Source organism: Rugamonas brunnea, assembly GCF_014042345.1.
Classification (GTDB): domain Bacteria; phylum Pseudomonadota; class Gammaproteobacteria; order Burkholderiales; family Burkholderiaceae_D; genus Rugamonas; species Rugamonas brunnea.
Genome location: NZ_JACEZT010000006.1, coordinates 217170 through 241984 on the forward strand (window position 1 = coordinate 217170; position 24815 = coordinate 241984).

General features: G+C 66.9%; 15 protein-coding genes. 6 read left to right on the forward strand and 9 right to left on the reverse strand.

The features are described 5' to 3' along the window. Positions 1-3111, forward strand: coding sequence for an efflux RND transporter permease subunit (locus H3H37_RS11460; protein ID WP_182162490.1), 3111 nt, complete (start codon positions 1-3; stop codon positions 3109-3111). Between the two features lie 112 nt (positions 3112-3223). Here H3H37_RS11460 and maiA read toward each other — a convergent pair whose 3' ends face one another. The 5 genes from maiA to H3H37_RS11485 all read right to left on the reverse strand — a co-directional run bounded on the left by maiA (position 3224) and on the right by H3H37_RS11485 (position 8393). After that, entirely contained in the window at positions 3224-3868 is a 645-nt protein-coding gene (gene maiA / locus H3H37_RS11465) for a maleylacetoacetate isomerase (RefSeq protein ID WP_182162492.1), read from the reverse strand. Continuing rightward, positions 3865-5226: an MFS transporter gene (locus tag H3H37_RS11470; protein WP_182162494.1), complete on the reverse strand. Its 1362-nt coding sequence runs from the start codon at positions 5224-5226 to the stop codon at positions 3865-3867. Before H3H37_RS11470 ends, maiA begins: the two co-directional genes overlap by 4 nt. A 100-nt stretch (positions 5227-5326) precedes the next feature. Then, complete coding sequence (locus H3H37_RS11475; RefSeq protein ID WP_182162496.1) at positions 5327-6037, reverse strand: fumarylacetoacetate hydrolase family protein; 711 nt, start codon at positions 6035-6037, stop codon at positions 5327-5329. 36 nt (positions 6038-6073) lie between these two features. Next, the gene (gene gtdA / locus H3H37_RS11480; protein WP_182162498.1) at positions 6074-7126 is read right to left on the reverse strand and encodes a gentisate 1,2-dioxygenase; all 1053 of its coding nucleotides are present in this window, start codon (positions 7124-7126) and stop codon (positions 6074-6076) included. 31 nt (positions 7127-7157) lie between these two features. After that, a complete protein-coding gene (locus H3H37_RS11485; RefSeq protein WP_182162500.1) occupies positions 7158-8393 on the reverse strand; it encodes a 3-hydroxybenzoate 6-monooxygenase in 1236 nt (411 codons plus the stop codon). A gap of 113 nt (positions 8394-8506) precedes the next feature. Between H3H37_RS11485 and H3H37_RS11490 the strand changes: the two genes are divergently transcribed. After that, entirely contained in the window at positions 8507-9400 is an 894-nt protein-coding gene (locus H3H37_RS11490) for a LysR family transcriptional regulator (protein WP_182162502.1), read from the forward strand. Positions 9401-9480: 80 nt separating this feature from the next. On the opposite strand, the gene H3H37_RS11495 is transcribed toward H3H37_RS11490, so the two are convergent. Beyond that, the gene (locus tag H3H37_RS11495; protein WP_182162505.1) at positions 9481-10926 is read right to left on the reverse strand and encodes a WS/DGAT domain-containing protein; all 1446 of its coding nucleotides are present in this window, start codon (positions 10924-10926) and stop codon (positions 9481-9483) included. A gap of 84 nt (positions 10927-11010) precedes the next feature. After that, positions 11011-12573 carry a fatty acyl-CoA reductase gene (locus H3H37_RS11500; protein ID WP_182162507.1) on the reverse strand — a complete coding sequence of 521 codons (1563 nt, stop codon included), beginning with the start codon at positions 12571-12573 and terminating at the stop codon, positions 11011-11013. 547 nt (positions 12574-13120) lie between these two features. Between H3H37_RS11500 and H3H37_RS11505 the strand changes: the two genes are divergently transcribed. After that, positions 13121-15307: a putative bifunctional diguanylate cyclase/phosphodiesterase gene (locus H3H37_RS11505; protein ID WP_182162509.1), complete on the forward strand. Its 2187-nt coding sequence runs from the start codon at positions 13121-13123 to the stop codon at positions 15305-15307. 39 nt (positions 15308-15346) lie between these two features. Here H3H37_RS11505 and H3H37_RS11510 read toward each other — a convergent pair whose 3' ends face one another. Then, positions 15347-17062 carry a methyl-accepting chemotaxis protein gene (locus H3H37_RS11510; RefSeq protein WP_182162511.1) on the reverse strand — a complete coding sequence of 572 codons (1716 nt, stop codon included), beginning with the start codon at positions 17060-17062 and terminating at the stop codon, positions 15347-15349. 348 nt (positions 17063-17410) lie between these two features. Then, on the reverse strand, positions 17411-20116 hold the full coding sequence (locus H3H37_RS11515; RefSeq protein ID WP_182162512.1) for a winged helix-turn-helix domain-containing protein: 2706 nt from the start codon (positions 20114-20116) through the stop codon (positions 17411-17413). 135 nt (positions 20117-20251) lie between these two features. Between H3H37_RS11515 and H3H37_RS11520 the strand changes: the two genes are divergently transcribed. The 3 genes from H3H37_RS11520 to H3H37_RS11530 are packed head-to-tail and all read left to right on the forward strand — an operon-like array spanning position 20252 to position 24749. Continuing rightward, a complete protein-coding gene (locus H3H37_RS11520) occupies positions 20252-21388 on the forward strand; it encodes an acyl-CoA dehydrogenase family protein (RefSeq protein WP_182162514.1) in 1137 nt (378 codons plus the stop codon). Between the two features lie 21 nt (positions 21389-21409). Beyond that, a complete protein-coding gene (locus H3H37_RS11525; RefSeq protein ID WP_182162516.1) occupies positions 21410-22615 on the forward strand; it encodes an acetyl-CoA C-acetyltransferase in 1206 nt (401 codons plus the stop codon). A gap of 10 nt (positions 22616-22625) precedes the next feature. After that, complete coding sequence (locus tag H3H37_RS11530; protein WP_182162518.1) at positions 22626-24749, forward strand: 3-hydroxyacyl-CoA dehydrogenase NAD-binding domain-containing protein; 2124 nt, start codon at positions 22626-22628, stop codon at positions 24747-24749. Positions 24750-24815: the final 66 nt, after the last annotated feature.

Sequence of the window (24815 nt, forward strand, 5' to 3'; positions counted from 1 at the left end):
ATGAAATTCACCGACATCTTCATCCGGCGGCCGGTGCTGGCCAGTGTCATCAGCCTGCTGATCGTGGTGCTGGGGCTGCGGTCGCTATTCAGCCTGCCCATCAACCAGTATCCGCGCACCCAGAACGCGGTGGTCACCATTTCCACCACCTACTACGGGGCGGATGCGCAGACCGTGGCCGGCTTCATCACCCAGCCGCTGGAATCGGCCGTGGCGCAGGCCCAGGGCATCGATTACCTGTCCTCGTCCAGCAATAGCGGGGTGTCCGTCATCACGGCCACGCTGCGGCTCAATTACGACGCCAATCGCGCGCTGACGGAAATCACCACCCAGGTCAACTCCGTCAAGAACCAGCTGCCGGCCCAGGCCCAGACACCCGTGCTGACGGTGCAGACGGGCCAGACCACGGACGCCATGTACATGGGCTTCTACAGCAACACGCTGCCCACCAATAACGTGACGGACTTCCTGGCCCGTGTGGTCAAGCCCAAGCTGGACGCCATCGAAGGCGTGCAGACGGCCGAGCTGCTGGGCGCGCGCCAGTTCGCGTTGCGGGCGTGGCTCAATGCCGACCAGATGGCAGCCCATGGCGTGACGGCGGCCGATGTCAGCGCCGCGCTGGCGTCCAACAACTATCTGACGGGGCTCGGCTCGTCCAAGGGCCAGATGGTGAGCGTGCCGCTGACGGCGGGCACCGACCTGCACACGGTGGAGGAATTCAAGCAGCTCGCCATCCGCCAGAGCGGCGGCGCCATCGTGCACCTGGAGGACGTGGCCAACGTCACGCTGGGATCGGAGAACTATGACTTCAACGTGGCCTTCAGCGGCGTGCGCTCGGTCTTCATCGGCATCAAGGTGGCGCCGGAGGCCAATATCCTGGACGTGGCCAAGCGCGTGCGCGAGGCCTTCCCGCCGATCCGGGAACAGCTGCCGAACGGCCTGACGGGGGAGATCGTCTACGACTCCACGGACTTCATCAATACCTCGATCCATGAAGTGGTCAAGACGCTGGTGGAAGCGCTGATCATCGTCACCATCGTCATCTACCTGTTCCTGGGCAGCCTGCGGGCCGTGGTGGTGCCGGTGATCGCCATGCCGCTGTCGCTGATCGGCACCTTCTTCGTGATGCTGATGTTCGGCTATTCGATCAATCTGCTCACGCTGCTGGCCATCGTGCTGGCCATCGGCCTGGTGGTGGATGACGCCATCATCGTCGTCGAAAACGTGGACCGTCACATGAAGCAGGGGATGGCGCCGTTCGACGCGGCGCTGGTGGCGGCCCGCGAGCTCGGTAGCCCCATCGTGGCGATGACCGTGGTGCTGATCGCCGTCTATGTGCCGATCGGCTTCCAGGGCGGGCTGACGGGCGCGCTGTTCACGGAATTCGCGTTTACGCTGGCCGGCGCCGTGGCGGTGTCGGGGATCGTGGCGCTTACGCTGTCGCCCATGATGTGCGGGCGCTTCTTCCGGGCCAGCCAGGACGAGGGCCGCTTCGTCAAGGCCATCGACCGCGTGTTCGAGCGCGTGCATGGACGCTACCTGCGCATCCTCCACAGCCTGCTCGATACGTGGCCGGTGCTGATCGTGATGGGCGTGATCCTGAGCGTGCTGCTGGCGCTGATGTTCAAGATGTCGCAGTCGGAGCTGGCGCCGGAGGAGGACCAGGGCATCGTGCTGTCCCAGGTGGTGGGCGCGCCCACGGCGACCTCCGACCAGATGCAGACCTACGCGCAGCAGATTTTCGCGATCGGCAAAGCTATCCCCGAATACGAGCAGATGTTCCAGATCACGGGCGTCCCGACCATCAATTCCGGCTTTGGCGGCGTGCTGTTCAAGCCATGGGACCGGCGTACCCGGTCGGCGCACGAGATCCAGCAGGAGTTGCAGCAGAAGTGGAACACGATCGCGGGCGCGCGGGTGGCGGCGTTCCAGTTCCCGGCCTTGCCGGGCAGTTCGGGCTTGCCGGTGCAGTTCGTGGTGACGACCACGGAGCCGTTTGAGAACCTCAACACGGTGGCTGAGCAGATGCTGGAGAAGGTCCGTGCGGCCAACAAGTTCTATTTCGTGGACGTGGATCTGAAGGTCGATTCACCGCAGGCGACGGTGGTGGTCGACCGAGATAAGCTCACCTCGCTGGGCATGACCCAGCAGGATTTCGGCAACGCGCTGGGCGCGGGGCTGGGCGGCGGCTACGTCAATTACTTCTCCATCGCGGGCCGTTCGTACAAGGTGATTCCGCAGGTGCGGCAGGTGGACCGGCTCAATCCGGCCAAGGTGCTGGACTTCCAGATCAAGACGCCGAATGGTGGCATGATCCCGGCCAGCACCGTGGCCAGCCTCAAATACAGCGTGGTGCCGGAATCGATCACGCGCTTCCAGCAGTTGAACGCCGTGACCTTCGCCGGCGTGACGGGGCTATCGCAGGGCGAGATCCTGCAATTCATGCGCGACACCCTGAAGCAGGTGGCGCCGACCGGCTACACGGTCGATTATTCCGGCCAGTCGCGCCAGTACGTGCAGGAGTCGGGCGGCTTCCTCGTCACGATGGGCTTTGCCGTCATCATCGTGTTCCTGACGCTGGCGGCGCAGTTCGAGAGCTTCCGCGATCCCGTCGTGATCCTCGTGTCGGTGCCGCTGGCGCTGTTCGGGGCCATGATCTTCATTTTCCTCGGCTTCGCCTCGATCAACATCTACACGGAAGTGGGGCTGGTGACGCTGATGGGCCTCATTTCCAAGCACGGCATCCTGATCGTGGAGGTGGCCAACCATCTGCGAGCGGCCGGCAAGGACAAGCGGGCGGCCATCGAGGAAGCAGCCGGCACCCGGCTGCGTCCCATCCTCATGACCACGGCGGCCATGGTGTTCGGCGTGGTGCCGCTGGTGATCGCCTCCGGCGCGGGTGCGGCAGGGCGCCACGCGATGGGGCTGGTGATCTTCACCGGGCTGGCCATCGGCACGCTGTTCACGCTGTTCGTGGTGCCGGCCATGTATATGTTCCTGGCCGGGAAGCACGTGGCGGTCGCGCCGTCGCCGCAGCCGGATGCGGCGGAAGCGGCGCCTGGCGAGGGCGGCCCCGCCCCCAGCGGGCCGGAACTGGGGGCGCATGGCTGATGCAGCGGCGCACCGGAACTGGGTGTGCACGGCAGATGCGGCCGCAGTATTGCCGGAGCGTCGCCGGAGCGCAGCCGCGGTGACTCCGCAGAGTCGTCACTGGTGGTTTCGCCTATTCGGCGTCCGGTTGTGCCTCCGGCCGCGCCAGCTGGAAGGCCGGCATTTCCTCGCAGCGCGCGGCGATGCGTAGCAGCGTGGGGTAGGGCGACAGGTCGCATTCGAAGCGGCGCGCGTTGTACAGTTGCGGGATCAGGCAGCAGTCGGCCATGGTGGGGGTGTTGCCATGGCAGTAACTGCCGGTGGCGCCGTCGCGCGCCAATTGCTGCTCCAGCGCGGCCAGTCCCAGCCCGGTCCAGTGGCGATACCAGCCGTTCTTCGCATCGGGCGTCAGCTTCAGTTCCTCGCTCAGGTATTTGAGCACACGCAGGTTGTTGAGCGGGTGGATGTCGCAGGCGATCAGCTGCGAGATGGCGCGGACGCGCGCCCGGCCCGCCGGGTCTTCCGGCAGCAGGCGCTGGCCCGGCTGCGTCTCGTCCAGGTATTCGATGATGGCCAGCGACTGCGTCAGCTGTACCGCGCTGTCTTCCAGCACGGGCAGCAGGTGCTGGGGATTGAGCGCGTCGAACGCGGCGCCGAACTGCTCGCCGCCATTGCGCGACAGGTGCACGTGGAGGTGCTCCGCTTCGATGCCCTTGAGATTCATGGCGATGCGCACCCGGTACGAGGCCGAGCTGCGGTAATACGTATGGAGTTTCATGCTGCGCTTTCCGACAGGGTGAGTGGATGGGGAATGGCGGTGCTGGCGCGGGCGCGCGTGATGACGCCCATGGCGGTCATCGCCGCTGCCGCGATCAGCGACGGCACAGCCAGCAGGTAGAAGATGGTTTCGTTACTGAGCTGGAGCGACAGCAGCAGCCCGCCCACCATGGAGCCCAGCACGGAGCCGCTGCGGCCCACGGCGCTGGCCCAGCTGACGCCGGTGGCACGGCTGGCCGTGGGGTAGAACGCGGCTGCCAGTGCATTGGCGCCCACCTGCGAACCGCTCACGCAAAAGCCGACGGCGAACACGGCGACCACGAGCAGCGCCACGGTGCTGGCCGCTGCGGCCACGAGTACGATGAAACCAGCCGCCGCCAGGTAGGCCACGCCGAGTACGTTGTGCGGGCGGAAGCGGTCCATCAACCGGCCCAGCACGATGGCGCCGACGGTGCCGCCAATCTGCATCGCGGAGCTGATGAAGGACGCCTGCGACAAGCCGTGGCCGGCCTTGGTCAGCAGCGTCGGCAGCCAGCTGGAGAGCAGGTAGACGATCAACAAACTCATGAAGAAGGTCAGCCACAGCAGCAGGGTGCCGCCCAGCAGGCCGTCACGGAACAGCGCGGCCACCGGCGAGCCGACGGCCTTGCGGTCGCTGACCACCAGCGCCGGCGTGTCCCGCAGCGCGGGCGCGATGCGGGCCGCGATGCGGCGTGCCGATGCCGGCTTGCGGCCTTTCAGCACTAGCCAGCGCAGCGATTCGGGCAAGGCCAGCATCAGCACCGGCAGCAGGAGCAGCGGCAGCGCGCCGCCGATACCCAGCACGCCGCGCCAGCCGATGGTGGACAGCATCTGCGCCGCCACCAGGCCGCCGAACGCGGAGCCGATGGTGAAGCCGCAGAACATGGTCGTCACCAGCGTGGCGCGGCGCGCCTGCGGGCAGTATTCGGACGTGAGCGTGATCGCGCTTGGCATGGCGCCGCCCAGCCCCAGCCCGGTGAGGAAGCGCAGCACCAGCAACGACTGCATGTCGGTGGCGAACGCGGACAGCAGGCACGTGAGGCCGAAGAAGCCGACCGACACCAGCAGCACCGGCTTGCGGCCGATGCGGTCGGCCAGGGGGCCGAGTAGCAGGGCGCCCGCCATCAGGCCGAACAGGCCTGCCCCGAACAGCGGCGCCAGCGCGGCGGCGCTGATGTGCCACTCGGCCCGCAGGGCGGGGGCGATGAAGCCGATCGAGGCGGTGTCGAAGCCGTCGATGGCAACGATCAGGAAGCACAGCGCCAGGATGGTTTTCTGGAAGCGCGCGAACGGCTGGCGGTCGATGAACGCCTGGACATCGAGTGTGGTGTCAGTCATGGTATCTCCGATGATGTTGGGGTGCCGCCACGCGGGCGGCCGGGTTTGCGCGCTGGCCCGGGACTTCTGCGGCCCCGTGGCGCCAGCTGCGGTCTCGTGGTCAGGCCACGTGCACGCGGATCGTCTCCAGGCCGGCGATGCTGGCCACCATGGTCTGGCCGGCGACGACCGGGCCGACGCCTTCAGGGGTGCCCGTCATGATCAAGTCGCCTGGGTGCAGTTCGAACAGCGTGGAAAGCTGGGCGATGGTTTCGCTCACGTTCCAGATCAGGTGCGACAGGTCGCTGTGCTGCACCACCTTGCCGTCCACCTCCAGCGCGATGGCGCCGGATTGCACTTCCCCGATCGCCTTGGCCGGGGTGATCGGGCCGATGGGGGCCGAATAATCGAAGGCTTTGCCGATCTCCCATGGGCGGCCCTGTTCGCGCATGCGCATCTGCAGGTCGCGGCGGGTCATGTCCAGGCCCACGGCGTAGCCGTAGATGTGGGCGGGTGCGTCGTCGGCTGCGATATTGCTGCCGCCCTTGCCGATGGCGACCACCAGTTCGATCTCGTGGTGGTAGTTGCTGGTCTGGGCCGGGTAGGGGACTTCTGCCGTGGTGCCGGCTTGCACCGGCAACACGGACTGGGCGTCATTCGGTTTGCAGAAGAAGAAAGGCGGTTCGCGGTCGGGGTCGAAGCCCATCTCGCGCGCATGGGCGGCGTAGTTGCGGCCCACGCAGTAGATGCGGCGCACGGGGAAGCGGCTGTCCGTGCCGGCCACGGGCAAGCCGACGATGGCTTGCGGCGGGAAGATGAAGGAAGTGGTCATGATGGTTTTCGCTGTCAAATAAGTGTTGGGGGACGGTCAGGCCGGCAGGAATTCTTCGCGCAGGATGCCCATCGCGTCCTGCACCGGGCGGTCCGAATAGCTGAACAGCACCACGTCCTCGCTGGGCGCGTCGAAGGCCACCGTGGCCCAGGACGGCACCACGAAGGTGTCGCGCGGCGCGAACGTGTAGCGCTGGCCGGCGATGGTCGCCACGCCGCTGCCTTCCACCACGCTGTAGACCGTGCCGTCCGTGCTGCGGTGGCCTTGGCCGCTGAACCCGCGCGGCAGCAGCTGCATGAAAGTGGCCATGGTCGGCATCGGGTAGCCGCCGGTCTGCGGATTCACGTAGCGCAGCTTCACGCCATGCCATGCGTCGATGGCCGCGGTACGGCGCAGCGTTTCCAGCGCTTCGCGGGAACGGGCATAGGGATAGCTGAACACGGGCGAATGGCGGCCCTGGTGCAACTGGCGCACGGGCGCCATGTTGCAGCCATAGCGCGCGAAGCTGCTGCCCTCGGGCCGGGTCACGGTCTGAGACGCCTGGTCGGCGTTCTCGGCGAAGCCGGCGCCGAAGAAGCTCAGCATCGGAATGTCGAGGCCATCGAGCCAGACCACGGGCTCGCAGGCGCCGTCCACGCCCGTGTTGCCATGGTCATGCCAGGTCCACGACGGGGTGATGATGAAATCGCCCGGATGCATGGAGGTGCGCTCCCCATCGACGGTGGTGTAGGCGCCCAGGCCGCTGACCACGAAGCGCAGCGCGGACTGGCTGTGGCGGTGGGCGGGGGCCACTTCGCCGGGCAGGATCAGCTGCAGGCCCGCATACAGCGTGCTGGTGATGGCGGCGCTGCCGGGCAGCGCGGGATTCTCCAGCACCAGCACGCGGCGCACAGCTTCCTCGGCCGTGATCACTTCGCCGGAGCGCTTCAGGTGCGGCAGGATGTCGGCATAGCGCCACAGTGCCGGCTGGTACTGGGCAGCCGGGTGGGTGGGCACCAGCGCGTGCAGCGATTCCCACAACGGGATCAGCTTCTGTGCGCGCATGTCTTCGTACAGCGCTAGTCTTGCGGTGCGCAGGTCGTCTTTCATGTCGGTCTCCTTCAAATGGTGGGCGGGGCGGTCAGGCCGCTTGGGCCAGGGGGGCGGCAGGCTGTTCGAGCGCCAGGCAGTTATCCACGGTCCAGCCGTACAGCCAGGCCAGGGCGTCATAGAAGCCGTTGGCGTCGCGGCCTTTCCACAGGTCGTTGCGCACCAGGCGCTCGACGCCGGAGGCGTGGTACAGGCGGCCCATCTCGCGGGCCGACAGCACCACGCGCGCGGTGCGGGCGATGCGCGACTTCTGGTACAGCGCGAAGGCGGCGCCCATGTTGAAGCGGCAGTGGCGGATCGCTTCGCCCAGCGTCACAGCGTCTTCCAGTGCCATGCAGGCGCCCTGGGCCAGGTATTGCAGCATGGGGTGGGCGGCGTCGCCCAGCAGCGTGATGCGGCCGTCGGTCCAGTTGGCGACCGGGGTGCGGTCGGCCGTGCTCCAGCGCTTCCAGTTCTCGGGCAGTTCCAGCAACTGGCGCGGCAGCGCATCGATGCCGGTGAAGTAGCTGAGCACTTCTTCCTTGCTGCCGTCGCGCACATTCCACACTTCCTGTTCGCGGCTGTGGAAGGTCACCACGAGGTTGTACTGTTCGCCATTGCGCAACGGGTAGTGCACCAGGTGGCAGTTGGGACCGGCCCACACCACCGGCGCGTTGATGCGCAGCGCCGCCGGCATGCGTTCAACCGGGATCACGGCGCGGTAGACCACATGGCCCGAGACGCGCACGTTGTCGCCTACCACCTTGTCGCGCACCACCGAACGGACGCCGTCGCAGCCCACCAGCACGTCGGCGTGGAAGCTGCGGCCCGTGCTGTCGGTGACGGCGACGCCACTGTCGTCCTGCCGGATCGCTTCAACGTGGCAGCCGGTCACCAGCGTGATGCCGGGCGTCTTCTGCACCTGCTCCAGGATGGCGGTGTGGATATCGGCGCGGTGGATCACGGCGTAGGGATTGTTGAAGCGGTGGCGGAAGGCCTGGCCGACTTCGAAGGTACCCACTTCAGTGGCGTCCACCGCGTCCATCATGATCAGGCGGTCGGTGAACACGGCGCGGGCCCGGGCGTTGGCGCCGGCGCCCAGCGCGTCGAGCGCGGCGAAGGCGTTCGGGCCAAGCTGGATGCCAGCGCCAATTTCGCCCAGCTGGGCGGCCTGTTCGAGCACGGTGACGGGCATGCCAAGCCGCGCCAGCGACAATGCCGCTGCCATGCCGCCGATGCCGCCGCCCGCGATCAGTGCTGAAGGAGGGAGTTGAGTCTGGGTGTTCATGCTGGTCTCCACTGTGTTGAGTTGGTGAACACAGTGTGAGCGCATCGCTGTATTTAGGAAACGGATTAAATTTGATTGTTATAATCGTGTTTTTAAATATTGGTGGAACCGACATGGCCCGCTTCGACCTGGAGTTGCTGCTGATTTTCGACGAGATCTACAAGACCCGCAACGTGACCAAGGCCGCCGATAACCTGGGGTTGCCCCAGTCGACCGTCAGTATCGGCCTGGGCAAGCTGCGGGCGGCCTTCGACGACCAGTTGTTCGTGCGGACCGCACGCGGCATGGAGCCGACCCCGCGCGCGCAGAACGCGCTGGCCCACGTGCGGCAATCGGTGGCGTCGCTGCAATCGGCGCTGGCCGAGCGTCCGGTGTTCGATCCGGCCGGCAGCGACCGCGAGTTCCGCATCTGCATGACGGACATCAGCGTGGTGGTGCTGCTGCCCACGCTGCTCAATCATTTGCGGGAAGTGGGGCCGGGCATCAAGCTCGATGTGTCGAGCATTTCACCGGACAGTCCGGCGGACCTGGAGCAGGGGCTGGTTGATCTGGCGGTGGGCTTCATGCCCCACCTGGAGGCGGGTTTTTACCAGCAAAAGCTGTTTGACCAGGATTTCATCTGCCTGGTGGCCACCGAGCATCCGCGCATCGGCGCCACGCTCACGCGCGAGGATCTGGAACGGGAAGGGCACCTGGTGATCCGCAGTTCCGGCACCGGCCACTCGATCGTGGACAAGGTGCTGGCGCGTGAAGGCATACGGCGCAACGTGGTGCTGCACATGCCCAGCTTCCTGGGGGTGGCGCATATCGTCTCGCAGACGGACTATGTGGCGATCGTGCCGCACCGTTATGGCGCGGCGATGGTGGGGCGCGAGAACATCCGTCTGCTGGCGCCACCGGTAGCGCTGCCCAGCTTCGCCGTCAAGCAGCACTGGCACGAGCGCTATCACGAGGACGCGTCGAACCGCTGGCTGCGCCAGGTGATGGCGCAGCTGTTTTCCCACTAGCGCGATCGGCGGCGATGCAAGGCGACGCCGCCGGCTAAGTCGACCCGGGCGATTCGGGCGACTACGGCGGCGAAGGCAACTCAGGCGGCGCGCGCGGAGGCCAGCGGCACGCCGGGCACGCCTTCGCTTGCCGCTTCGGGCGCCGTTTCCATCATGGCGCGCGTGGCCGTCTCCAGTTCCGCGAAGGCTTCCACCGTCAGCGCCATCAGGCGGTCCGGATCGCGCACCTGGTCGGTGTCGACGAACAGGGCCAGTTGGATCTGGCCCGCGTACGAGATGAACGCCAGTCCCACGCCCAGCTTGCCCGCTTGCGGCACCCAGCAGATCAGGTCCGTCATGCGCGAGCCGGCCAGGTAGCGGCGGCTGCCCGGGCCTTCGATATTGGTCAGCACCACCGAACCCTTGGACGTGAACAGGTTCAGCGCGAAGTGCTGGAGCGCCGTCGGCAGGCAACCGGCGATCGACAGGAAGGTCATGGTGGCGCGCGGCTGGTGCGAGCGCTTGATGGCCGTCATGCGGGCGCTGGACTGGCGCAGGCGCTGGCACGGGTCGTCCACGTTGGTGGGCAGCTCCACGGCCACCAGCCCGAACTCGTTCCCCAGCTGGAAGGCATTGGCCTTCTCACGCAGGTTGAAGGTGACGGCGGCGCGCAGCGAGCGGCCGTCCACGTGTTCGCCGTTGGACGACAGGTAGGCGCGCAGCGCGCCCGACACGGCGGCCACCCACACGTCGTTGAGCGTCACACCCATGCGCTTGGACAGCGTGCGCACCCGGTCCATTTCCAGCGGCGGCAGCCAGACCAGTTGTTTTTCCCCGTGCATGGGCGCTTTCAGGCGGGTGCTGGCGTCCGGCCACAGTACCGACAGGCGCGTGACGTGGAAGGCGATCTTGAGCCACGAGACGGCGCGCGCCAGGTTGAAGCAGACCGGATTGCCGGTGACGGCGGCGCGGTGCGGATGGCCCACGGGCGAGGGCGTGCGGCCGTGCAGGCCGTTGTCGTCGGTCAGGTGGTTGAGCACATGGACCAGGCCCAGGCCGTCCGTGATGCAGTGGTGGACCCGGAACACGATGGCGTGGCCGCCGTTCACGCGGTCCAGCACCGTCATGTGCCACATGGGCCGGTCGGTGGCCAGCGGCAGGTGGGCGATGCGGGTCAGGTGGTTCTGCAGTTCGGCGCGGCTCACTTCCTCCACCATGCGCTCGTGCTTGATGTGGTCGAGGATGTTGAATTCCTCGTCCTCCACCCAGTGCGTGCGGCCCCAGCGCGTCACCACCTTCTGCGTGAAACGCGGATAGTTGGGCAAGCGGTGGGCGATGGTCGAGACCAGCCGCTCCATGTCCACCTCGCCCTCGAACAGCAGGATGCTGTTGATGACCATCAGGTTCTTGTTGGTGTCCATGCGGTGCCAGGCGTAGTCGCGCCGGGTCATGCGCGAACGGGGCGCGCCAGCCGGGCGTGCCGGCTCGGCGCCTTGCTGGTCCGGCTGCGGGTGCGCGTGGGCGCGCGGTGCGGAAGTCTGGTTCATGTGCTGCTGTCTCCTCTTGCCGCGCCGTTATAGTTGTAGTGGCGTCGGCCTGTTATCGATGCGATGCTGTACTGGCTGCCCTCGCTAGCTGCCCACGCTGGCCTCCTGGCAGCTGGCCGGCGCCGCTGCCGCTGCTGCGGCCGTGGCGGCGGCCTTGGATACGCCGCGCGGCCGCAGCGCATAGCGGTTCAAGCCGCCCATGTGGATGCGGCACAGGTAGTCGGGCCAGTCGATCTGCGCCGGATCGACCGGGAAGCGGGCCGCGTCCTCGGCGCCGAAGCGGCGCGCCAGCGCCATCAGCTGGTTGTTGTGGAAGCGGTAGCGCGGCGCCGTGTAGAACGAGAACGTCACGGCCAGGGTCTGGGTGGTGCGCAGTGCTTCGATGGCCGGCGATTCGCCCGCGCCCAGCAGCCGGCGCACGCCGTTCCACACACCCGTGCCGGCGCGCATGGCGCGCAGCATCAGCAGGAAGGCGGGGCGGCTCACCACCTGGAAGTCGCGCTTGGGCACGTTGTAGAACAGACGGTCGTACTGGCGCCAGTTGCGCTTGGCCTCGGTCTGGAACAGGTCGATCACCTTGCCCAGCTTGATCGGGTTGCCCGAACCCGTGCAGGCCTGGTAGATGCGGCGGGCCGGCGCCTCCGTCAGCGCCTCGGCGCTGGCCAGCAGGATGCTGTTGGCCACCAGGTCGGCCGGCACGATATCGATTACCTCGTCCGGGCGGGCCGGGAAGAAGCTGGTCTTGCCGCGCGCGTAGGCCAGGATGATGGCGTCGGCCACCTTCACGCCCTCGATCCAGCCCGGCACCGGCTCCTGCAGCGTGCTTTCGATGATGGACGGGCGCACGATGGTCAGCGCGCGGCCCTGCATGGCGCGCATGGCCAGTTGTTCGCCCATCCACTTGGTGAAAGTGTAGGTGTCGTTCCAGCCGTGGTAGTTGGCTTCGGCGATGCCCAGTTCCGTCAGGCGCGTGGCCAATTGTTCGGGGTCGCTCACTTCCGCCTTGACCTGGCTGATGCGGTGGTTCAGGTAGTCGAGCAGGTTGGACAGGTCGTAATAGCCGTCCGCGTGGCGCGCGATGCTGGCGCGGGCCGGGCGCACGATTTCTTCCTGCATGGCGCCGCGCTGGTAGCCGTTGACGTAGCAGGTGGAGACCTGGATCAGCGGCGCGTTGGCGGCGCGCGCCAGCGTGGACAGGTTGGCGATGGACAGGGCGTTGATGGCCAGCGCCTGGTCCAGCGCTTCGCGGAAGTTGACGCTGGCGGCGGCGTTGATCACCAGGTCCACGCGGCGGGAGAGGGCGTAGAACTCGGCCGGGTCGAGGCCGAAGCTCGGCTCCGTCACTTCGCCCATCACGCATTCGAGCTTCTCGGCGAAGAATTGTTCCAGGTAGCGGGGCCGTTCGGCGCGCAGCTTGTCGAACACGGAGGAGGCGGCCACTTCGCGCTCGAAGCGGGCGCGCGCCGTCACGCCGTTGCGTCCGCCGCGTATCAGCAGGATGACGCCGCCCACGTCGGGCACGGCGCGGATCAGTTTTTCCAGCACCACCTTGGCCAGGAAGCCGGTGGTGCCCGTGATGAAGACGCGCTTGCCGGCCAGCGCCGGTCCGACACCCAGGGTGGGCCCGGCGTTCAAAACACTGTTCATAAGCTTCTCAACCTCTTTAATTGTCTGCAACCTTCGATCTGTACGGCAGGAAAATATCCACACCGCGCTTGTACTGTTACGGCTTGCCGCGCCGTCGAGGTTTGCTCCACATTCTTTGTGAGAAGTTTGCTGCGCCGCGCGGATGGCGGTGGCCAACCCGCGCGCTTGCCCGGAGAAAACGTATCAATACTGCAATAGACTCCGGTTCCGATCTTAATGCGAAACAGTGGCGTGACAGGCCACAATGCCTAGTCCCGGCGAGCCAAACGCATGGCGCGGCGAGTCACGCAGGGGCGGTGCCGGCGGCGCCTGAGAGGGAAAACGGGACAAAACGGGGAGGGGGAATTGTGTTGCGTTTTGGCTATATTGTTGTCAAATTCATACAGTGAAAAGCTGCTTGTAGGCAATTATCTTGCGACATTTGTCCGGGACGGCGGCGTTTCGACTATCATGCAAGTCTGACATTTAATCTTCAACCAGTGTTTTACGGCCTGGCAGGATGAGGGCCGTAGCGCGTAGCCGTGCCAGTCGCATGCCCAGAACCGTGATGATCGAGCCAGCCCCGTTGACGTCCACCCCCGCCGTGGCGCCGCGCTCGCGGCCACACGCTGGCAGCGTGCTGTTCGTCGGCCTGGCGTTGCTGCTGGTGCTGGTGTGGCTCAGTCCCTGGACGATGCCCCTCAAGCAAAGTGAAGTGCTGTTCTCGGCTGCCACCCACACCGTACTGGAGCTATTCGCCGTGGTGGTGGCGGGCCTGATCTTCGCCGTGTCGTGGAACGCCCATCAGCGCGAGCGGGCCGGCAACACCATGATCCTGGCCTGCGGCTTCCTGGCCGTCGGCCTGATCGACCTGGCGCACCTGCTGTCTTACAAGGGCATGCCTGATTTCGTCACGCCAGCCGCGCCGCAAAAGGCGATCGCGTTCTGGCTGTGCGCGCGCTACACGGCGGCGCTGACGCTGCTGGTGGTGGCGCTGCGGCCGTGGACCCGCTTCCGCAGCGACGCCACGCGCTACCTGATGCTGGCCGCGGCGCTGTCGCTGACGGCGGCCGTCTATGTCCTGCAACTGTATGCGCCGCAGATCTGGCCTGTGATGTTCGTGCCCGGCCAGGGGCTCACGCCGATCAAGCTGGTGGCCGAATATGGCATCGTGGCCATGCTGCTGGTGCCGCTGGCGCTGTTCTGGCGCGCGCCGGCATCGGAGGCCACGCCGCTGCTGCGGGCCACGGCCATCACCATCCTGAGCGAATTGTGCTTCACGCTGTACGCCAACGTGAACGACATTTTCAGCCTGTTGGGTCACCTGTACAAGGTGGTCGCCTACGGCTACATCTACCAGGCCGTGTTCGTATCGAGTGTGCGCGAGCCGTTCCTGCGGCTATCGGCCGCCATGCGCCAGCAGCGCGCGGCCGAGGACCGGCTGCAATTCCTCGCCTACCACGATCCGTTGACGGAACTGCCCAACCGGCTCATGGCCCGCACCAGTTTCCGCGACGCCGTGGCGCGCCAGCGTAGCGGCAGGGTGGCGCTGGTGTTCATCGACCTCGACAACTTCAAGCAGATCAACGACAGCCTGGGCCACCTGCAGGGCGACCTGGTGTTGCAGGAGATGGCGAACCGGCTGCGCGCGCTGGCGCCGCCTGGCGCCACGGTCAGCCGCCAGGGCGGCGACGAGTTCCTGCTGGTGTGGAGCGGCGTGACTGATGCTGCCGCGCTGGCCCCGGTGCTGGACATGCTGCTGAACCGCCTGCAGGAGCCGATCATGCTGGCGGGCCAGGAACTGGCGACCACGGTGTCGGCCGGGATCGCGCTGTCACCCGACGACGGCGCCGATTTCGACACCCTGCTGCAAAAGGCCGATACGGCCATGTACCACGCCAAGCACCAGGGCCGCAACACCTGGTGCACGTTTGCCCCGTCCATGCTGTCGGACGCGGCCGACCGGCTCGACATCCGCAATGGGCTGGCGCAAGCCTTGCAGCGCGATGAACTGATGCTGTACTACCAGCCGCAGATCGACCTGGCCACCGGCCGCCTGATCGGGGTGGAAGCGTTGATCCGCTGGCAGCGACCCGGCCACGGCCTGGTGTCGCCGGCGCGTTTCATTCCCGTGGCCGAGGAGTGCGGCCTGATCGTGCCGATCGGCGCCTGGGTGCTGCGCACGGCGTGCCGCCAGATGGCCCAGTGGCGCGCGGCCGGCGCCCCGCCCATGGTGGTGGCGGTCAACTTGTCGGCGCTGCAGTTTGGCCGGGGCGACCTGGAACAGGATGTGCACGCGGCGCTGGAACAGGCCGGATTGCCGGCCGGCTGGCTGGAACTGGAGCTGACGGAGTCGATCCTGCTGCAAAATCCCGAGCAGGTGCTGGCCATTGTGCAGCGCCTGCGCAAGCTGGGGGTGAGCCTGTCGGTGGACGATTTCGGCACCGGCTATTCCAGCCTGGCCTACCTCAAGCAGTTCGCCGTCGACAAGCTCAAGATCGACCAGTCCTTCGTGCGCGCCATCGACGCCCATCCGGACGACACGGCCATCGTGCGCGCCATCGTCCAGATGGCCCACAGCCTTGGTTTGAAAACCATCGCCGAGGGCGTGGAGAACGCGGCCGTGCTGGAGTTGCTGCGCAAGCTGGGCTGCGACGAGGTGCAGGGCTATCACTACGCGCGCCCGCTGCCGGCCGCCGATACGCTGTCCTTCATCCTGGCCGCGCAACAGGGCGCAGCGCCGGCCACGGCCTGACCGGCCCCGGCTTGGCTGGCCTGCCGCCAGCGCCCGCGTTCAGGCCACCCGCCGCAAGGTGCCGGCCTGCCGTTGTGCGCCTCGTGCGCCTTGTGCCCCTTGCGTTCCTTTCACCCCTTGTGCCATTTTCAGCGCAGTCGGCTGCATCGTTGGCCGCATCGATTGTCGTGCGGCCAGGTGCAGCGCCGGCGCGCTCGTTGTGCTGGTGGTGAGGCGGAAGTGGTCAACCAGCACGGCGAGGTGGTGCGCCTGCTGCTGCATGCATTGCGCCGTCCCCACCGCCTGGCTGACGACGGTCGCGTTGTGCTGGGTGATGGAGTCGAGATGAATCACGGCCTGGTTGACCTGCACGATGCCGTCGCTCTGCTCCTTGCTGGCGCCGCTGATATCGGCCATCAGGCTGGCCGCGTGGGTCACCGACTGCACGATGTCGTCCATCACGCGGCCCGCATCCGTCACCAGCACATTGCCCTGGTCGATGGCCTGCACGCAGTCGCCGATCAGGACCTTGATTTCCTTGGCCGCGCCGGCGGCGCGCTGGGCCAGGTTGCGCACTTCCGTGGCCACCACCGCGAAGCCCCGGCCCTGTTCACCGGCGCGGGCCGCTTCCACGGCCGCGTTGAGGGCCAGGATATTGGTCTGGAACGCGATGCCGTCGATGACGCCGACGATGTCGGCCATCTTGCCCGAGTGGCCACGGATGGTGCTCATGGTGGACACCACCTGGCGCACCGCATGGCCGCCATCCGCCGCCACGCCGGCCGCCGAATTCACCAGCGCGGTCGCTTCGTGCGCGTTGTCGGCGTTGCTGCGCACGGTGCTGGTCAATTCATCCATCGTGGCCGCCGTCTGTTCCAGCGACGCGGCCTGCGACTCGGTGCGCGCCGACAGGTCGGCGTTGCCGCTGGAGAGATCGGCGGCAGCGTCGTTGACGACGCCGCTCGCTTCCTTGATCTGCCCCACCAGCAGCTTGACGTTGATCTGCAGGATGCGCAGCGCCTGCAGGGCGTCGATCGCTTCCTTGCTGCCATGGGCCGGCATGGCGCCGGTCAGGTCGCCCGTGCTCATCTGGTTCAGGCCCCGGCGCAGCTCGTCCAGCGGCGCGAGCATACTGCGCTGGAGCAGGACCCAGCACGATCCCAGCAGCACCATGCCCAGGCCGGCGCCGGCCGCCATCGCCAGGCTGCTTTGCATGACGGCCGTCCACAGCATGACGCCAAACAGTAGCAGCATCAGGCCGCCGGCCACGCCCAGTTGCATCCTGAGCGGACATTCGGCCAGCGCGGCCACACGGCGCCACGGCGAACGGCGCGTCACCACACCCTCATGCACCAACAATGGCTCGCGGCCCTCGCGCAGCTTGCGGTACGCCTGTTCGGCCGCCTCCACCTTGGCCCGGCTGGGCTTGGTGCGGATCGACGTGTAGCCGACCATCTGTCCTTGTTCCAGCAATGGCGCCATGCCCGCTTCGACCCAGTAGTGGTCGCCGTTCTTGCATCGGTTTTTCACCAGGCCGGTCCAGGCCTTGCCCGCCTTGAGCGTGCGCCACAGGTCCGCGAATGCTTCGGGCGGCATGTCCGGGTGCCGCACGATGTTCTGCGGCGCGCCCAGCAGTTCCTCCTCGCTGAAGCCGCTGATGGTGATGAAGTCCTGGTTGACGTAGGTGATGTTGCCCTGGAGGTCGGTCTTGGACACGATGGTTTCCGACTCCTTCAGGACATATTCTTTGTTGGTGACTGGCAGGTTATTACGCATCGGATACTCCTGTTTGCGATGGCGACAGCAGGTTCACAGGCCGGTCCGGATGACGGGCTGGCCCAATACAATGGCGAATTGTTTGTTTGCCCTGGTCGGGCGGACGCTAGCAGCGGGTGGTGCTCAGTGTGTTTCCCCTGTAAGACGATGGCTGGGGTAGGGCAAGCGGGCTTGTGGCTTGCGAAGGCGTGACGTGGAATCGCTTCCCGTGAGGAATACTATAGCGCAAATCAATCAAAGCGTGATATTTGGTGAGAATATTTATTCGCTTTGATTTAATTGATAAATTTGCTGATCTGGCTGCGCTCGCGCCTTGTCCTGAACGTACCGTCAGGCAACGTCCGGTGCTCAGGCGATGATGCCCAGTTTGCGCGCGATGGCCACCGCCTGAGTGCGGCTCTGGGCGTGCAACTTGGTGTTGATGTTGCGCAGGTGGGTGCGCACGGTGCTGTCCGAGACAAACAGTTTTTCGGCCAGCGCACTGTTGGAGTAGCCATCCGCCAACAGTGCAAGGATGCGTGTCTCTTTTTGGGTCAATGGTTCGGCCAGCGCGGCGCCGGGGCCTGCTTCCGCTGCGGTTTCCGCTTCTGCCTCCGCCTCGGCCGGCGGGAATGCTTGCGCCAGCCGCAGCAGGTAATCACTGAACAGGGGATCGGGGCGGGCCGCCGGGTCGGCGCGCAAGCTGTCCTGCAAACGCCGCACCAGCAGGCCCGCCACCGGGCCTTCGTCGACGATCAGCCGGATGAAGCCTTCGCCGCTGGCGTCGCGCAGCGCCTGCAGCATGGCCGCTTGCGCGGCGCGCGCCTGACCCGCGTGATGCAGGGCGATGGCGCGCAGCAGTTGCAGCTTGAGCTGGCGCCGCACGCGGCCCTCGGCCGCCGCTTCGGCCAGCGCCGCGTCGATCTGGTCCAGCGCCGTGCCATCCGGCGTGGCCGTCCCGAAGTGGGCTTCCCAGCGCAGCCGGCCCAGGTCGAAATGCTCGACGTCGTGCGCCAGGAGGCGCAACGCGCGCACGCGGGTCCAGACGGCCGTGTCGTTGGCCCGTTCCAGTTCCTCGCGCGCCGCCACGCGGTTGCCCTGCAGGAGCAGCATGCGCGAACGTTCCAGCTTGGCGCTGGCGACCACGCGCGGCAACTGGCGCTGGTAGCCCGTGTATTCGAGTTCGCTCAGGTATTGCAACATCATGTCGATGTCGCCGCGCGTGAAGGCGATGCGGGCCAGCCGCGTGTAGCCGATGATCATGTGGTCGGCCAGCGCCACGTCCTTGGCCAGCGGCACGTAGACATTGAACAGGTGGGCCGCCGTGCGCAGTTCGTTCGCTTCGTACAGCGCGTCCGCATACAGCACGCCGGCGAAGGCGTTGCCGTGGGTGTGCGTGTAGGACGGCGCGTGCGTGGTGTTGACGGCCAGCCGGAAGCGCGCGCTGGCCTGCCGCAGGCGTCCGCCTTCCAGGTCCAGGATGCCTTCGATCGATTCCGAATACATGCGGTTGAAGATGCCGGCGCCGTCGCCCTGTTTGCGGCGCGCCGCGTCCAGCATCTGGTGCGACTGCTGGTACTGGCCCAGCGAGCAGAGGATCAGCGCCATGCCGTTGATGAGCATACTCTCCGCGAACGGCTTGCTGAGCGGGAGCTGGGCCAGCGCTTCCATGCCGGCCGTGCAGGCTTCCTCGATGCGGTCCATCATCGTCAGCAGCGACGGGCGCAGGGCCAGCAGGTGGGCGCGCACGTCGGGATCGGTTGATTCGGCGCAGCCTGACGCTTCCAGCACGGCCATGGCTTCGCGCGGACCCCGGCTCAGGGCCAGCGCCCAGGTCTTGACCACCACCAGCATCGGCGCTTGCGCCAGCGCGGCAGCCGGGATGGCGCCGAACCAGCGCGTGAGCAGGTGCATGCGGCCTTCTTCCAGCAGCGCTTCGGCGTGCTGTTGCAGCAGCCGCAGCGCCAGTTCCAGGTTGCCGCCGTCGAGCGCGTGGTCGATGGCGGGCACGATGCCGCCCTGGGCCTGGTGCCAGTCCGACGCGGCGCGGTGCAGCCGTTGCTCCTCGCCCGGCATGGTGATGCGCAGTTGCTGGCGCAGGAAGCCGGCGAACAGGCTGTGGTAACGGTAGGTGCCCGGCTCGCCCTCGATGGGCTGGATGAACAAATTGGCCTGTTCCAGCGCGGCCAGTAGCTGGGCGCTGTCGTCGCGGCCCAGAAGGGCGTCGCACAGCGAGGCGTTCAGGTGGCGCAGGATGGAGGTGCGCAGCAGGAAATCGCGCACCGTCCCGCTCTGGCGGGCCAGCACGTCGTCGGCCAGGTAGTCGGCCACGGCGTCGTTGGAGCCGGAGAAGCGGGCGATGAAGTCGGCCCGGCCTTCCTGCCGTTCCAGCGACATCGAAGCCAGCCACAGGGCGGCGGCCCAGCCTTCCGTCTTGCGGTACAGGGCTGCAAGGTCCGCTTCGCCCAGCGCGATGTGGCGCTGGCCGGTGATGAATTCAGCGGCCTCGCCGGCCGAGAAGCGCAGCTGGGTGGTGTCGATCTCCAGCAATTGGCCGCGCGCGCGCAGCCGGCCCAGGCCCAGGTCCGGCCGGCTGCGCGCGCCGATCACGAGCTGGCCCCGGCGCGGCAGGTTGGCGATCAATTCCCGCACCAGATCCAGCACCGTGGGGTCGGTCACGTGTTCGAAATCGTCGAAGAACAGGGCGAACGGGCTGGGATGGGCGGCCAGCCGCTCCATGATGTCGAGCGCGCCGTCGGTGGCGGCGGCCTGCTCGCCGTGCAGCTGGGCCACGGCCGCCGCCAGGCAGGCCAGGAAGCGGGCCGGGTCGTTGTCGCTGCGGTCCAGCGTGAGCCAGATGGTTTCCACGCCGTCGGCCTCGAACTGGGCGCGGCACTGCAGCATGGTGGTGGTCTTGCCGAATCCGGCCGGGGCCCGCACCAGCACCAGCCGCGCCGACTGGGCCGCGCGCACGGCCTCCGCCACGGCCTTGCGCAACACTTGCGCGGCCGGCGGCGAGGGTGGATTGAGCTTGGCGGCGAGCCGGTTGGGCGCGACGCTGGTGGGCTGGTTCATTGGGAGGTTCGGTTCTAGGAGCCGCAATCTTACCGTTTTACAGGGCGCGAACGCAATTCGTCGCTTCCGACGATGTGCGCACAAGTGGCCCTGCCTACAATACTTGCATACTCAACTAATTGGAGGCTTAGTCCCATGATTCCACGCACCCTGTACAACCAAGACCACGAAGCGTTCCGTGACGCCGCCCGCCGCTTCATTGAAGGCGAGATCGTTCCCCATCACGCACGCTGGGAGGAGCAGGGTCACGTGGACCGCGAAATCTGGAACAAGGCCGGCGCGGCGGGCCTGCTGTGCACCAGCATGCCCGAGCAGTATGGTGGCGCCGGCGTGGACCTGCTGTACAGCGCCGTCTACATGGAGGAGCAGGCGCGCGTGGGCGCCACCGGCGTGGGCTTCTTCCTGCACTCGGAAATCGTAGCGCCTTACATCCTGCACCACGGCAGCGACTACCTGAAATCGACCTACCTGCCCAAGATGGCCACCGGCGAGATGGTGGGCGCCATCGCCATGACGGAACCGGGCGCCGGCTCGGACCTGCAAGGCATCAAGACCTCCGCCGTGCGCGATGGCGACGATTACATCCTCAACGGCTCCAAGACCTTCATCACCAACGGCTGGCTGAGCGACCTGGTGATCGTGGTGGCCAAGACCGATCCCACCGCCGGCTCCAAGGGCATCAGCCTGTTCGTGGTCGACACCACCATGCCCGGCTTCAGCAAGGGCAAGCGCCTGCACAAGATGGGCATGAGCGCGCAGGATACGTCTGAGCTGTTCTTCGACAATGTGCGAGTCCCGGCCCGCAACCTGCTGGGCGAGGAAGGCCGTGGCTTCTACTACCTGATGAAGGAACTGCCGTGGGAGCGCCTGCAGATCGCCGTGACCGGCATCGCCGCCGCCCAGGCCGCGCTGGACTGGACCATCGCCTACACCAAGGAGCGCAAGGCCTTCGGCAAGGCCATCGGCGACTTCCAGACCGTGGCCCACAAGCTGGCCGAGATGAAGACGGAAATCGCCGTTGGCCAGGTGTTCGTGGACCGCTGCCTGGAGCTGATGGCGGCCGGTAAGCTGGACGCGGAAACGGCCTCCATGGCCAAGTACAATATCTCCGACCTGCAGTTCAGCGTGATGGACCGCTGTGTGCAGCTGTTCGGCGGCTATGGCTACATGCACGAATACCCGATCGCCCGCGCCTGGGCCGACGCGCGCGTGCAGCGCATCTACGGCGGCACCAACGAGATCATGAAAGAACTGATCAGCCGCACCCTCTAAAGAACCGCAAGGACCGACGACATGGAAGCATACATCTACGACGCCGTGCGCACGCCGCGCGGCAAAGGCAAGAAGGACGGCTCGCTGCACGGCACCACGCCGGTGGAACTGGCGGCGACCGCGCTGCGCGCGCTGCGCGACCGCAATGAACTCGACACGGCCAATGTGGACGACGTGATCCTGGGCTGCGTGACGCCGGTGGGAGAGCAGGGCGCCTGCATCGGCCGCGTGGCCACGCTGGCGGCCGGCTACGACCAGAGCGTGTCGGGCGTGCAGGTCAACCGCTTCTGCGCCTCCGGGCTGGAAGCGTGCAATATGGCGGCCGCATTGGTCATGTCCGGCCAGGCCGACATGGCCGTGGGCGGCGGCGTGGAAGCCATGTCGCGCGTGCCGATGGGCGCCGACGGCGGCGCCTGGGCCGTGGACCCGCGCTGCGCCATGCCCGGCTACTTCGTCCCGCAGGGCATTTCGGCCGACGTGATCGCCACGCTGTGGGGCTATTCGCGCACCGACCTCGATGCCTATGCCGTGGAAAGCCACCGCCGCGCCCAGCGCGCCGTGGACGCGGGCTGGTTCGCCGGCTCCATCGCGCCCGTGCGCGACCTGAACGGCCTGCTGGTGCTGGATCGCGACGAAACCATCCGTCCGCAAACGAGCATCGAATCGCTGGCTGCGCTCAAGCCATCGTTCGCTGACATGGGCGAAAAATACGGCTTCGATTCCGTGATCCGCCAGCGCTATCCTGAACTGGAGCGCATCAACCACGTGCACCATGCCGGCAACAGCTCGGGCATCGTGGATGGCGCGGCTGCCGTGCTGTTTGGCAGCGCCGAGGCGGGCGCCCGTTCCGGCCTCAAGCCGCGCGCCCGCATCCGCTCGTTCGCCACCATCGGCTCCGAGCCATCCATCATGCTGACCGGCCCAAGCTACGCGGCCGAAAAGGCGCTCAAGCGCGCCGGCATGACGGCCGCCGACATCGACCTGTTCGAGCTGAATGAAGCCTTCGCCGCCGTCGTGCTGCGCTTCATGCAGGTGCTGAACGTGCCGCACGACCGCATCAACGTCAATGGCGGTGCGATCGCCATGGGCCACCCGCTGGGCGCCACCGGCGCCATGATCCTCGGCATCCTGCTCGACGAGCTGGAACGGCGTGACCTCAACACCGGCCTCGCCACCCTGTGCGTGGGCGCGGGCATGGGCATCGCCACCATCATTGAACGGATTTAAGGAGAGCGGCATGATCAATTTTGAACTCGACGCCCAGGGCATCGCGACGCTGAGCTGGGACATGCCAGGCCGCAGCCAGAACGTCATCAACGGCGAGAGCTGCGCCGCGCTGTTCGCCGCCATCGAGCGTGCGGTAAGCGATCCCGCCGTCAAAGGTATCCTCATGACGTCGGCCAAGGCGGACTTCATCGCCGGCGGCGACCTCGAATGGCTGCAATCGGCCGACGCGGCGCCGGAACTGTACGCCCGCACCACGGCCCTGCACAAGGCCTTGCGCCATCTGGAAACGTGCGGCAAGCCAGTGGCGATGGCGCTGCCCGGCACCACCTTGGGCGGCGGCCTGGAAGTGGCGCTGTGCGGCCACTACCGCGTGGCGGCCGACAAGCCGTCGGCACGTTTCGGCCTGCCGGAAGTGACGCTTGGCCTGCTGCCGGGCGGCGGCGGCACCCAGCGCCTGCCGCGCCTGATCGGCGTGCAGAACGCGCTGCCGCTGCTGCTGGAAGGGAAGCGCCTGAAAGCGGCCGACGCGCTCAAACTGGGCATCCTGAACGCCGTGGTGGCGGCTGGCACGGAAGTGCAGGCGGCGCGCGACTGGCTGCTGGCCCAGACCGGCCCCGTGCAGCAGCCTTGGGACACCAAAGGCTACAAGATCCCCGGCGGTGCGATTAGCAGCCCTGCCGTGCAGCAGCTGATCATGGCGGCCAACGCCATGCTGCGCGCCAAAACCTACGGCAACTACCCGGCGCCCGAGCACATCCTGTCGTGCGTCTACGAAGGCCTGATCACGGACCTCGATACGGGCCTGAAGACGGAAGCGCGTTACTTCGTGCACGCCGTCCTGAGCCCGCAGGCCAAGAACATGATCCGCAGCCTGTTCTTCGGCATGAACGAAGCGAACAAACTGGCGGCCCGTCCGGCCGGTGTGGACAAGCAGCGATACAGCCGCGTGGGCATCCTGGGCGCGGGCATGATGGGCGCCGGCATCGCCTACGTGACGGCCAAGGCGGGCATCACGGCCGTGCTGCTCGACACGTCGCTGGAAGCGGCCGAACGTGGCAAGGACTACAGCCGCAAGCTGCTGGAAAAGCAGGCCGCGCGCGGCCAGATCACGCCGGAGAAGGCGGCTGCGCTGCTGGAACGCATCGTGCCGACCACCGATTACGCGGCGCTGGACGGCGCCGAGATGGTGATCGAAGCCGTGTTCGAGGACCGCACCATCAAGGCTGACGTGACCCGCAAGAGCGAAGCCGTGCTGGCGCCGGATGCCATCTTCGCCTCCAACACCTCGACCCTGCCGATCACCGGCCTGGCCGAAGCGAGCGCGCGTCCCGCCAACTTCATCGGCCTGCATTTCTTCTCGCCGGTGGACAAGATGCCGCTGGTCGAAGTCATCATGGGCAAAGGCACGAGCGACGCCACGCTGGCCCGTTCGCTGGACTACATCGCCGCCGTCGGCATGACGCCGATCGTGGTCAACGACGCGCGCGGCTTCTACACCAGCCGCGTGTTCTCGACCTACGTGATGGAAGGCTTGCAGATGCTGAAGGAGGGCGTGCGTCCGGCGCTGATCGAGAACGCTGGCCTGCAAGCCGGCATGCCGGTCGGTCCGCTGGCGCTGACGGACGAAGTGTCGGCCGAACTGCTGGTCAAGATTGAGAAGCAGACGGCGGCCGACCTGGGCGACGCTTATCGCCCCCGTCCCGGTCTCGAAGTGGCGCAGCGCATCGTGGCGCTGGGCCGCATCGGCAAGAAGGCGGGCCAGGGCTTCTATGAGTATCCCGAAGGCGGCAAAAAGTCGCTGTGGCAGGGCTTGGCGGAACTGTTCCCGCCAGCGGCCGAGCAGCCGGACGTCGACGTGCTGGTGCAGCGCCTGATCGCCGTGCAGGCCGTGGAGACGGTGCGCTGCATGGAGGAGGGCGTGCTGACGACGGCGCGCGACGTCGACATTGGCGCCATCCTGGGCTGGGGCTTCCCGCCGTTCCGGGGTGGCACCATCGGCCATATCCACAGTACCGGCATCGCGGCCTTCATCGGCCAGTGCGAAGCCTTGGCGCAGCAATTCGGCGAGCGTTTCCAGCCACCCGCGCTGCTGAAGACCATGGTGGAAGAAGGGCGTACCTTCTACAGCCGCTAAGTTTGACGGCCCTTTTCCGGGCTGTATGACACCCTCGCGGGGCCGCACAAATGCGGCCCCGTGTTG